The 11,817-nt window shown below is 43.3% G+C and carries 12 protein-coding genes; 3 read left to right on the top strand and 9 right to left on the bottom strand.

Annotation, left to right across the window (positions count from 1 at the left end):
• On the top strand, positions 1 to 357 hold a 357-nt coding region (locus A3766_RS17675), incomplete at its 5' end, for an AraC family transcriptional regulator (protein WP_156508952.1).
• Here the strand turns inward: A3766_RS17675 and A3766_RS17680 are convergent.
• Positions 354 to 1,610, bottom strand: coding sequence for a valine--pyruvate transaminase (locus A3766_RS17680; RefSeq protein WP_068567122.1), 1,257 nt, complete (start codon positions 1,608 to 1,610; stop codon positions 354 to 356). The genes A3766_RS17675 and A3766_RS17680 overlap by 4 nt on opposite strands.
• 122 nt (positions 1,611 to 1,732) lie before the next feature.
• Between A3766_RS17680 and A3766_RS17685 the strand changes: the two genes are divergently transcribed.
• Positions 1,733 to 2,437 (top strand): SIMPL domain-containing protein, encoded by a 705-nt coding sequence (locus tag A3766_RS17685; RefSeq protein ID WP_068507485.1) that lies wholly within the window; start codon positions 1,733 to 1,735, stop codon positions 2,435 to 2,437.
• Positions 2,438 to 2,504: 67 nt separating this feature from the next.
• On the opposite strand, the gene A3766_RS17690 is transcribed toward A3766_RS17685, so the two are convergent.
• The 8 genes from A3766_RS17690 to A3766_RS17720 form a co-directional block, all read right to left on the bottom strand.
• Entirely contained in the window at positions 2,505 to 3,419 is a 915-nt protein-coding gene (locus A3766_RS17690; protein WP_068507487.1) for a DMT family transporter, read from the bottom strand.
• A 114-nt stretch (positions 3,420 to 3,533) separates the two neighbouring features.
• Positions 3,534 to 3,689, bottom strand: coding sequence for a hypothetical protein (locus tag A3766_RS29760; RefSeq protein WP_156490323.1), 156 nt, complete (start codon positions 3,687 to 3,689; stop codon positions 3,534 to 3,536).
• 31 nt (positions 3,690 to 3,720) lie between these two features.
• A complete protein-coding gene (locus A3766_RS17695; RefSeq protein WP_068507490.1) occupies positions 3,721 to 4,296 on the bottom strand; it encodes a hypothetical protein in 576 nt (191 codons plus the stop codon).
• A gap of 176 nt (positions 4,297 to 4,472) precedes the next feature.
• A complete protein-coding gene (locus tag A3766_RS17700; protein ID WP_068507492.1) occupies positions 4,473 to 5,477 on the bottom strand; it encodes an XdhC family protein in 1,005 nt (334 codons plus the stop codon).
• Between the two features lies 1 nt (position 5,478).
• Positions 5,479 to 7,731: a molybdopterin cofactor-binding domain-containing protein gene (locus tag A3766_RS17705; RefSeq protein WP_082865120.1), complete on the bottom strand. Its 2,253-nt coding sequence runs from the start codon at positions 7,729 to 7,731 to the stop codon at positions 5,479 to 5,481.
• 10 nt (positions 7,732 to 7,741) lie between these two features.
• Positions 7,742 to 8,233, bottom strand: a complete 492-nt coding sequence (locus A3766_RS17710) for a (2Fe-2S)-binding protein (protein WP_068507497.1) — start codon at positions 8,231 to 8,233, stop codon at positions 7,742 to 7,744.
• 230 nt (positions 8,234 to 8,463) lie between these two features.
• Entirely contained in the window at positions 8,464 to 9,030 is a 567-nt protein-coding gene (gene smrA / locus A3766_RS17715; protein WP_068507499.1) for a DNA endonuclease SmrA, read from the bottom strand.
• A gap of 50 nt (positions 9,031 to 9,080) precedes the next feature.
• Positions 9,081 to 10,034, bottom strand: a complete 954-nt coding sequence (locus tag A3766_RS17720) for a LysR family transcriptional regulator (RefSeq protein WP_068507501.1) — start codon at positions 10,032 to 10,034, stop codon at positions 9,081 to 9,083.
• A 224-nt stretch (positions 10,035 to 10,258) separates the two neighbouring features.
• Here A3766_RS17720 and A3766_RS17725 point away from each other — a divergent pair.
• On the top strand, positions 10,259 to 11,817 hold a 1,559-nt coding region (locus A3766_RS17725; protein ID WP_156508953.1), incomplete at its 3' end, for an RND family transporter.

Raw genomic sequence — 11,817 nt, forward strand, 5'->3', positions numbered from 1 at the left:
CAAGCAGAAGACTTACTAATAAGCCTACCAGATTGCGACACCTTTATAGCCGAACTTACCGATACGATTATTCGCTGCTTACATGAGGGTGATGCTGATACGAATACCGTCGCTTCGCGAATCAACATGTCTGAGCGTACGCTTCATCGTCGCTTAAAATCAAAAGGTAAAGTTTTTAGAGATATTCTTCAGGAAATAAGAAAATCGATGGTAATAAATTACCTAAAAGATCCGAAACTGACGCTTTCCGAAATTGCCTTGCTGCTAGGTTATAGCGAACAAAGTAGTTTTACCCGCGCATTTTCTACGTGGTACAAGTGTTCACCGCTTCAGTATCAAAAGCGCTACCTGTCTTAGACAGAATATGCCCTTTTAATCTCATCAGCGATGATACGAAGCCCTTTATCGACCAGAACATCATCTTGTGAATAGGTTATTCGTAAGCATTCGGATTTATGCTTCCAATTGTCATCACTTAAGCCCGGAAAAAAGTGATGCCCGGATACAATTAATACACCTTTGTCTTTCAACTTCTCATACAACTCCTGGTTACTTAAGGGGCAATCTTTCAACCATAACCAAATAAACATTGCACCTTCTACTTTATGGATTAAGAAAGGCAGACCCTGAAGTAACTCACATAAAAGGTCGCGCGCTCTTTCAGCTTTAGACAAATAGTAAGGTCTTATTACCTCATTACTTAAGGTGAGTATTCTTTTACTGTCGACTAAATCTTTCGCCATTATGCTGCCGAAGCTACCCGTCGCCAAATTCATAATCGCATTAACTTCCGATAAAGCGCTTATTACCGGCGCATCCGCAATAACGATTCCTGTACGTGCAGCAGGTAAACCGAATTTAGAGAGACTTAGGCACAGGACAATATTTTGGTTCCAGGTTGGTTCTGCATCAGTAAATATAAGGTTTGGAAAAGGCGTGCCGTAAGCACCATCAACAATCAATGGTACTTTATGTTCACGTGCCAACTGGTCTAACTTACTCATCTCTGAGTTTGTAATCACATTTCCCGTCGGATTTGTGGGGCGAGATACGCAGATCGCTCCCGTGCTTTCAGTAATTTGGAACTTCTCGAAGTCGATATGGTATTTAAATGTCTCTGCGTTAATTTCCTCAGTTTTTGGTCTGTTTGATATAAAAAAATCTTCAACCAAACCCGCATCGGAATAGCCAATATATTCGGGAGCAAGTGGTAGCAGAACCTGTTTACTACTACCATCTGAATACTTCCCTGCAAACAAATTGAAGAGCATAAAGAATGCTGCTTGACTGCCGTTTGTTAAAGCAATATTTTGCGGGCCTATATCCCAGCCATATTCAGCTTTAAGTAATGAAGCGAGTGACTTAATGAAGTCCAAATTGCCTTGTGGTGGATCGTAAACACCGATCAGCTGCTGGAAATCGGATGTAGACTCAACAATTTCCAGCAATCTATTTTTAAAATAATCCTGCACTTCCGGAATATGCGCAGGATTGCCTCCCCCCATCATGATTAAACCTGAGTCGCCAGCCAAGGCATTTCCAAGATCTTCCATTAAGCTTGTAATGCCGGCCTTTGAGGTAAACTTATCGCCGAAACTTGAGAACTTCATAAATATAAACACCTAATAACGTGAACAATGGTTTCGCTGCGATGGAATGAACCTATGGTAACTACAACTTTAATGACTAGACTGGTATAGGTATACACCAAATATTAATACGGAGCACAAGCATGCGATTCATATCACTTTTTTTGTTTTCATTCTTAGTAAGTAGTCTTTGCCTGGCCCATGATCAAACGCATTCTGACTTACCCTTTATCGAAGTCAGCACGACAGCAAGCGCAAAGTCCTTGCCCGATCAAGCCATAATTAATATTACTTTCTCTGCAACAAAGTTTGAAGCAGAAAAAGCGAGAAGAGCCGTCGACAAGCTGGTCCGCCCTTTCCTGTCAAAACTAGAAGAATACGATATTCAAGAGAACTCCCTCGACACAAGCAATACACAATTACACCCACAATACGAATACCGAAATAACCAGCGAGATTTCAAAGGTAATCAAATTACGCGCAAAATTGAGTTTAAACTAAATGATCTTGCGCAACTCCAGGCTCTTATCCAAGACATCACCCGCACAGAAGCATCTCATCTAGGGAGTATAAGATTCACACTTAAGAACAAACAGAAGCTAAAACGCAAAGCCTTAAACAAAGCAATTAATAAAGCAAAAAATAAAGCAGCTACCATTGCCCAAGGCTTCGAAGTAAGCTTGGGGAAAATTTTAAATGTAAAGCATGTTAGCAACGAAGCAAGACCAGCCCCACAAATGCGCGCCATGGCAATGAGTGCTGAAATGAGCGACAGCCAAAGTAATACCTACCAGCAAAAAGAAATTGAATACAATGCGACCATTAGCGCAGTATTTTCAATCGATTAAGCACTAGTCATACGACACCAAATAGCATATAGCACCGGCAATTCAACCTGAATCGCCGGTGCCTCATTCAGCCCGCAACTTCAACAGACTCACTATTTTTATGCTTATCAAGCTTACGCTCTGAAGCGCTCCAGTAATAAAGAACTAACCCTGAAAGGATACACGCGGTACCGATTAGCATTACTTCGCTAATGTGTTCACCATTAAAAAAGGCACCCAAAGCCAAAGCAAAAACAGGTGTCATCAGAGTCACCATTGCAACAGCCGTTGCACCCAGCTCTTTAATAATAAAAAAGTAACATGCAAAGCCCAATAGTGAGCCGGCTATCGCTAGATACAAAACAGACCATGGCGAACGTGTTCCCCAATCAAGGTACGGAAGCTGACCATCCATCACAAACCATGCTGCAATAAATAGCGGCACCGATAGTAATAAAGTGCCTACCGTAATGCTTAATGGGTGTGCCTTAAACTTCTGCTTTTCAACTAACACGCCACCAAGACTATATAAGCTGACAGCTAACAAAAGCAATAATAAGCCAAACCAGCCTTTGTCCATCACCACCCAGTCATCTTTAAAGATCAGCAAAAGCCCAGAAAAAGATATACCAAAAGCAAACCAGCGTGCGCGAGTAAACTTAGCAGAGCCAATCAACACATGTGATAACAAGTTAGATATCACTGGAGATAGTGCATAAATCACCGAAATAATGCCCGAAGGTACGTATGCCGCCGCTATGTAAGTGCACAGCATGGCCAGAAAAACGCCAAGCAAAGAAGCGGCATAAACTTTAATAGCTCGCGCTGTCCACGAGAGTTTAATCTTAAAAAGGCGTAAGATCGCATAGCCGATAGCGGCCGCTAACAACATTCGCAGCGTAATTGCACTAATGGGCGTTATCGTTTCACTGCTCCACTGAATAGCTAAGGGAGTAGTCGACCAGATTATTATAATGGTGGCATACGCCACGGGCACAGACATGCTATATCCTCTTTTAATAGTTAGTTTAATTAAAGAAAATACAGCGATATAAGGTGGGTGAAACGATAAGTCACTGCATTTTCTTGCTGTGACTTGAAAGGCTTATAAAACAGACTACTTCTTCAGAAACACAGCGAGCATTGCCATACGGGCGCGCACACACCATCGCATGCTGGCAACCTTGCCTAAACCACGAATAGCGATTAAGGCATAGGCACAAAGCATGAGATCTTTCATTGCAGGTGCTGTGTTTTGATTAATAGTAGTCATAAGCCAATACTGGAGGGCTTTTAGCTTATTGTCAACGCTTAGAGTTCGAGTCGTTATAAATAGTTTCCCAGCGAGGTGTAGACTCAGCAACATAAGAACCAGTAAACTCGGTCTGTAAGCCTCCACGAGTGTTATACCACCTGATGGCAGTAAAATGAGGTTGCGGACCTATGTCCATCCAATGCTTAACTTTTTTTGGAATAATCAATAAATCTCCAGCCCCACATTGAAGTATATGTATCTTTTCCTGAACATGGATATATACGAGTACTGCCCCCTCAATAAAGAAGCGCGCTTCATCTTCGTTGTGCGTATGCTCAGAAATGTACTGACTACGCAATACCACGCCATGAACATCGTCTTCATGAATACGAGCGATATCTGCATATAAATAATTATGCTCACGCTTTACATTCTCAACCAGCTCTTCGTAAAGCTTAAGCAGCTGGTCTCCAGTTGGGCTCGTATTGGGCAGCATTGTGAGAATGTCGTGCTGAGCAAAATAAATTCCATCTTCGGCTAGCTCTGCTACTTGAATAGCATGATCGTCCGAAACTTTTAGCGGTGCTCGCAAATTAAATTGATTATAAAGAGCTAATTGGCTCACCTATGAATCCCTGATACCAATAATAAATTAAGACTGGAAATTAACTGAGCTAAGTCTGGCAAATATTGACTCACTTTAAAATGAGATTAAGCACAGCAAATTAAGAAATAACATTATTTAACTTTTGATTTGTAAGCCCAGGTAACAGCAGTTTCATTTGATTACATATATGCTACTCATCCTGAACAAAGGCGCCGTGAGTCAATCATTTTTGCGGAAACTTTGTTCCTTTCCTGAATTAATTGCGCAGCGATAGATACAGCGATCTCAGCAGGTAGCTTACTGCCAATCGGAAATCCAATTGGCGCATTTAGCCTTGCTAATTCTTCAGAAGCGAAACCGAGGGTGCGCAGCCGCTGCAAACGCTTGCTGGTAGTATTTTGAGACCCCATTGCGCCGACCAGAAAGCATCGGCTATGCAAACCCGCCATCACCGCAAGATCATCAACTCTTGGGTCGTGAGCCAAAGCCAGCACAGCAGAATAGGAATCAGAAAATCGCTCTTTTATCAGATCATCTGGTAAGCAAAGATGCAGCGGAGTATCCCAGCTTTTAGCATCGTGCCTATCAACCACGTTACTACGCGCATCGCAGAGCTCAACATGGAAATCGATCGCCTTTAAAATATTCAAGAGATTCCTTGCAACCTCACCCACACCTACGATTAGTACTTGATAGATCGGGCCGAGCACATGAGTGAAGCGAGCATTATCGAGACTAACCTTATCGATGTCATGCGCTTCCTTATGATTCATGACTCTAATATCTGCTTGACCAGTATCTAAACAAACTTCACGCTTAAGCCATTTCCTGGAATCAAGCGTAGATATAATTTTTGAGATGTATGAAAGGTGAGTGTTGTCCAAGGCCTCTATGAGCAGAGACATTGTACCGCCACAAGGCAGCATATAACGCTGCGCATCATCAGGGTGATCACCAAAGACTTTGATAAAGGGGTATTGGGTATTTCCAAGGCTTAGGTGTTCAACTAGAGCGTCTTCAATACAACCACCTGACAAAGAACCTACTTGCATACCTAAACTTGAGTTATAGGCAAACAGACTACCGGGCGGACGAGGGGAAGCTCCCCATGTTGTAACAACCGTTACCAAAAAGACCTTTTCGTCACGAGCTAGCCACTCTTTAATCGAATTCAATACATGCTTGTTTTGTTCATACATATTAACTTAGCTTAAAAGGCATAGAGTTAAATCGCTTACCCGTAGCTTTATACAAAGCAGAAGCGATTGCTGGTGCAATCGGTGGCAAGCCAGGCTCGCCCACACCGCTTGGCGAGTCGTCTGACGGGACAATATAAGTTTTAATATCTGGAGATTCATTCATCCTCATCAAAGGATAGTCATGAAAATTACTTTGCATAACCTCACCTTCAGCAAAAGTAATCTCTCCATAGAGTGCGGCAGTCGCACCAAATATAATTCCGCTTTCCATCTGCATTGTAACGATATCAGGGTTTACAACCATGCCGCAATCTACGGCACAATGCACCGTCAGAAGCTTAACTTGTCCATATTCAACTTTAAGTTCAACTAGTTGCGCAACATAAGAGCCGAAAGACTTATGCACAGCGATACCTTGGTGGACATCTTTAGGCAGCGTACGCCCCCACCCACCTTTTTCTGCAACCAGGTTCAACACTTTAAGTAGTCGCGGTGAATTACCTAAATACTGTTTGCGGAACTGATATGCATCTAGTCCAGCTGACTGAGCTAACTGATCAATTGCACTCTCCACAACGAAAGCGTTAAATGAGTGGCCAACTGAACGCCAGTAGCTTATCGGTACGCCAGCATCGGCCTTGATATGCTTAACACTGATATTTGGTATCGTATAAGGAAAGTCGGCAGCACCTTCATAAGGCGAAGTATCAGCTGGAGTGATTGGCGTTCCCTCGGTCATTAGCCCGGCATGCCCCAGCATTGGGTACATAAACTCAGGCGCCCAAGGAAACATAGCTGGTGAAGCGTCCCATACATACCAATCCATAATCTTGGGCACGACAATTTGATGCTCCCAGGCGACAGGTAGGCCTTTAGTGTCGAGCGCAGCCCGAACCTTGTGCAAACTTGCTGGTCGAAATAAATCGTGCTTGATATCTTCTTCTCTGGACCAAACCAGTTTAATTGTCAGTCCGGTTTTTTCCGCAACCTCAGCAGCCTCGGCAATATAATCTTGACTTAAGCGTCTACCGAAGCCACCCCCTAGAAACTGGTTATGAATAGTTACATTGTCCAGATCGATATTGGTCGCTTTTGCGACTGCAACTTGTGCTACGTCAGGGGCTTGAGTTCCAGCCCATACTTCCGCCTTCCCCTTGCTAACCCTTGCAACGGCATTCATTGGCTCCATGGTGGCGTGAGCAAGAAAAGGCGCTGTAAACTCAAACTCTTCTATATGGCCATCAGCCTCGAGAAGCTCCGCTGTATCGCCGTCTTGACGAATAGATTTGCCGGAATCATTTGCAAGCTTATCCAGATATAGGTTGCTGATTGCATCACTAGTTTCAACACTCTCTTCACTAAATGCCCACTGCGCCTCTAGTACTTTTGATGCTTTCCTTGCTTGCCAATAGGAGTTTGCGACGACAGCTATACCACGGGAAACCTCAAGAACCGAGACAACACCTTTCTGCTGAAGAGCGACTTCGATATTCGCAGACTTAAGTTTGCCCCCATATTTCGGAGCCCGCTCTACAACGCAGTATTTAAGATCCTGCAATTCAACATCGATTCCATAAGCGCTTTCCCCTTTTACCTTTGCAGCTGCATCAAGTCGAGCGTCGAATTTCCCTATGTACTTGAATTGAGCCGGTTCTTTTACCTTTATTTCCTGCGGTAAATCTTGCTGAGAAGCTAGTTTAGCCAAAGCACCAAAACTCACTTTTTTGCCGGTAGACTTAACGCTGACATAAGCATTACGGCACTCTAAGTTATCTTGTGGTAACGCAAATGCTTCTGACGCTGCTTGTAGCAATAAAGTCCGTACAGCAGCCCCTGCCTCGCGAATCTGGCTCCAACTGCTTGAAAGACTGTTACTACCCCCGGTTAGCTGCAAGCCATAATCCGGGTTGCGATAAGCTGCGTTTGCCCCGGCAAAAACAACCTGAATAGTATCTGGTGAGGTATCTAGCTCTTCAGCCAGCAGCGTTGTAATACCCGTGTAAGTGCCCTGACCCATCTCTACTCTATCTAAAGTGAAGATCACAGAGTTATCTGGCCGTATCTCGAGCCAGGCATTAGCCAACCAGCTACCAGTATTTGATAGTTCATTGTTTCTTAGCGTACTGCAGCCTGGCAATGTTATCGCCACGCTAAGGCCGCCAGCAGCGCCTAAACCAACTTTAAGAAAATCCCTACGATTTATCGCTGTATCAGGTAAAAGCTCTTTAGATTTGTTCATGAGATTAGAATGCATTATGAGCGCTTCATACCTTTGCTTTGTAGGATAGATCGGCAGCAATTTGCTGTGATGCAACAGTGTCTTTAATGGCAGCCTTGATTCGGGAATAAGTACCGCAGCGACAAAGGTTACCGGACATCGCATTGTCAATATCTTCATCACTAGGGTTTGCATTAGCTTTCAAGAGCGAGGCTGCGGACATAAGCTGTCCAGGCTGACAATAACCACATTGCGGTACGTTATGTTTAATCCAGCTTTCTTGTAGCGGGTGCAACTGACCATCTTTACTGGCCAATCCTTCAATGGTAGAGATATTTTGGCCTTCCACTGACGAAACAGGGGTAATGCAAGAGCGAATGGCGACACCATTAAGATGAACAGTACACGCTCCACACAAACCCGCACCACAACCAAACTTGGTGCCCTTTAGACCAACCTCATCACGAATCACCCAAAGGAGTGGCGTATCTGGCTCGACGTCGATTGATATGGGCGCGCCATTAATCTTGAGTTTCATTCTGCCTCCTAGCTAGAAAGCTTTGTCTGGCCAAAGCTATAGATAGTTTTTATAGAAATAGTTGAACTTAGTAATGCTAATTATTTTTTATACTTCTTAGGGCAAGAAGTATTTTAAATGCGATCAAAACACGGCCAGCGCCGAACGTAAGATCTTATTATTTTTTTAACGTCTAGATGCTAACACCCAAGTAACTTAGAGTCACTTACACTTTATTAAGATTTGTTGACTCAACGTAGTCCGTGACGCTCTCTATTATTTTGTTTAGCAGTGTCACCCTTGCGAAGCATTACGTAGACTGCACCAGTGCCGCCATGCTGCGGTTGAGCAGAATGAAAGGCTATTACCTGGTCTAGTTGAGGAAGCCAAATCGCTAAATGGCTCTTTAACAAGGCAAGTTTGTCAGGATTTCGATCTCCCTTCCCATGTAAAATAATAACTGCTCTAAGCTCGTACCTGGAGCACTCATCAATAAAGCGGAATACTTCGCGCCTTGCTTGTTCAACGGTCATTCGATGTAAGTCCAAACGTGCATCTAATTCATAGCGCCCCATCCTTAGTTTTTTATACACACCGTGCTGGACACCATCGCGCTTATAATCAAGTATGTCATTTGATTTCAGCATAGGCACTTCGGTGGAGGCTAGAGGATCTACGGTAAGTTTATCGGCAACGGCAAGTTTGCGCCTAACACGCTTTCCTGGTGTTTCTTCCTCTACTTTGTTTGAAGAAATTTTGCTACTTTCAAAACGAGTAACTCCCTGCATTTCTTCTGCAAATAACTCATCATCACTCATTGCCGTACTCACTCATAACCAATTCTGACCCAAAAATACTATTATAAAACCTAGGATTCGCCAAGTGCAGTTTGCACACTTTCCAAGTTCTTATTCGTATTAAATACTTCCTTCAATGTTTCCCATGGTGGCACCGGCTTACAACTTGAGAAAATAAAATCTGTAAAGGCCATAACCTTCGAAGGTGGCTCTCTACGGCTAGGATAAACCAGGTAAAAGGTTCTTTCCTGAAATGGTGCATCTTCAAGTAGCGTAACCAAACGCCCCGCCCTGACATCTTCACTAATAATAATCTGAGGTAAAGCGCCAACACCAACCCCCTCTATAACCATTCGACGCAGCACTTCCATGTCATTAGCCACTAGGCGAGACTTTGGTTCAAACTCGTATATACCGTTATTCGTTTGAAAAGCCCAAGCGGATGCTGGGTGAGAGACACAGGTATGATCTTCGATAGCCTGAATCGTTTTAGGGATGCCGTTTTTAGCAATATACTCAGGAGAAGCACACAGTGACAATCGCGCGGTTCCGAGATTTCGTGCTACCAGACTAGAATCAGATAATGGGCCAATTCGAAAAGCCACATCGATTTCCTGCTCTAGTAAGTCAACCAGTTTGTCATCGGAGAAGATCTCGACATTAACTTTTGGATACTGCTCCATAAATCGTTTAATCGTGCTGATGAAGAAAGGTGTACCAAAAGACAGCGGCGTACTAATCCTGAGCGTACCGCTTGGCTCAGCTTGCATATTATTAACAACACGATCAGCTTCTTCAGCTTGCTCAAGCATTTTGACGCAATGCTCATGATACAACTTACCGGTTTCTGTCGGCTTTAAGTTGCGTGTTGTACGATTAATAAGTCGCACACCTATACGCTTTTCGAGCTGACTCACTTTTCGGCTTACGGTAGATTTAGGTAGCTTAAGTTTGTCCGCTGCTTTGGTGAAGCTTCCCGATCCGACAACCACTGCAAATATCGCCATTTCATTTAAGTCTTGCATCAATTCGTACCCTTCTCTTACTCTCGCATTTAGAGTTAGCCGCATACATTCCATATACGGAACATTATTTCTAAATTTAGCCTATTAACACCAAAATAGGAACAGCACTACAATAAAAGCATCAAAATTTAGCGTTTGATTGCATTAAATTAGAACAACGGGGCAATAACATACTATTGTTAGCAGCCACAAAAATAAGACTTTTTACTACAAGGTTCATTGTTATGGTCGATAGACTTGCCGCGCAGATTATTAAGTTCAGATGGTTAATCATCATTGCCTCCTTAGCTATTGTATTTTTTATAGCAAGCGGAGCTAGCAATATTGGGTTCAGCTCAAACTATCGAGTATTCTTTTCAGAAGATAATGAACAATTGGTAGCATTTGAAACACTCCAAAACACCTATTCAAAATCAGACAATATATTTGTTGTTCTAGCGCCGAAAGATGGCGAGGTATTTACCGTTCCAACCTTGAATGCAGTTAAAGATCTAACTGATAGAGCTTGGCAATTGCCTTATTCAACACGCGTCGATTCAATCACAAACTTCCAATATACAAAAGCCGAAGAAGATGACTTGCTCGTTAACGACCTGGTTGAATTTCCAGATGAAGCCGATTTGGACGAGATTAAACGGATTGCGCTTAGCGAGCCGCTGCTAGAAAGTCGCCTTATTTCCAAGCAAGCGCATGTTACTGCGGTCAATACCACAGTTCAACTTCCTCAATTGACCGAACAGGAGATTCCCGAACTAGTAGCGCAAGCACGTGTGATGATTGCCCAGTTTGAAGAAGACTACCCCCACCTGGATGTTTATATCACAGGTAGCGTGATGCTAGGCAATGCCTTTTCTGAATCAGCCCAGGACGACCTTGCAAACCTGTTTCCGGTCATGTTTGTGATAATAATCTTCACCTTATTATTGCTTTTACGTTCGTTCACCGGTACCGCCGTAACCTTGGTTGTCATAATAATGTCTATCGTCAGCGCAATGGGAATGTTCGGTTGGCTAGGATGGACGCTTACCGGTCCAAGCACCTCAGCGCCCACGGTAATCATGACAATGGCCGTTGCCGATTGCGTTCATATTCTAGTGACCTTTCTATTTAACATGCGGCACGGAATGCTTAAAGCCGAAGCAATGCAAGAAGCCATACGTATCAATTTCCAGCCGGTTTTCATCACCAGCATCACAACAGTTGTTGGCTTTATGACACTTAACTTTAGTGAAGTTCCACCCTTCAGAGATTTAGGTAATACTGTAGCTATGGGCGTCGTTGCAGCATTCTTTCTATCAGTATTTTTACTTCCAGCACTGGTTATGGTGCTACCGGTAAAAGAGAAGAAGCAAGCAGATAAAGCACACAAAGGCCTTGATGCAATCGCTAATTTCGTCATTAACAAACGCAGACAAATTTTGATCGGTACCGGCTTGGTAACAATCGCCATTTTCTCTGCTATACCATTAAATATGATAAATGACGACTTTGTCGGTTACTTCAAGCAAAGTGTAGAATTTAGAAAAGACACCGACTTTACCGCTGAAAACCTTTCTGGCATTTATACAATTGAATACTCACTAGTTGCCGGAGAATCCGGTGAGATAAGCAACCCGAAATTCTTACAACAGGTCGAGGCATTCAGCCAATGGCTTGAAGCTCGAGAAGAAGTTGTTCATGTCGATACGATTACCGAGATATTCAAGCGCCTGAATAAAAATATGCATGCCGATGATGAGTCATACTTCCGGCTACCGGAGTCACAAGATTTAGCGGCACAATA

It is taken from the genome of Oleiphilus sp. HI0132 (genome assembly GCF_001635845.1).

Excerpts from the sequence above, each read along its gene's own strand:
- A3766_RS17680 (WP_068567122.1), bottom strand. The coding sequence starts at position 1,610 with ATGAAGTTCTCAAGTTTCGGCGATAAGTTTACCTCAAAGGCCGGCATT.
- A3766_RS17685 (WP_068507485.1), top strand. The coding sequence starts at position 1,733 with ATGCGATTCATATCACTTTTTTTGTTTTCATTCTTAGTAAGTAGTCTT.
- A3766_RS17690 (WP_068507487.1), bottom strand. The coding sequence starts at position 3,419 with ATGTCTGTGCCCGTGGCGTATGCCACCATTATAATAATCTGGTCGACT.
- A3766_RS29760 (WP_156490323.1), bottom strand. The coding sequence starts at position 3,689 with ATGACTACTATTAATCAAAACACAGCACCTGCAATGAAAGATCTCATG.
- A3766_RS17700 (WP_068507492.1), bottom strand. The coding sequence starts at position 5,477 with ATGTATGAACAAAACAAGCATGTATTGAATTCGATTAAAGAGTGGCTA.
- A3766_RS17705 (WP_082865120.1), bottom strand. The coding sequence starts at position 7,731 with ATGCATTCTAATCTCATGAACAAATCTAAAGAGCTTTTACCTGATACA.
- A3766_RS17710 (WP_068507497.1), bottom strand. The coding sequence starts at position 8,233 with ATGAAACTCAAGATTAATGGCGCGCCCATATCAATCGACGTCGAGCCA.
- smrA (WP_068507499.1), bottom strand. The coding sequence starts at position 9,030 with ATGAGTGATGATGAGTTATTTGCAGAAGAAATGCAGGGAGTTACTCGT.
- A3766_RS17720 (WP_068507501.1), bottom strand. The coding sequence starts at position 10,034 with ATGCAAGACTTAAATGAAATGGCGATATTTGCAGTGGTTGTCGGATCG.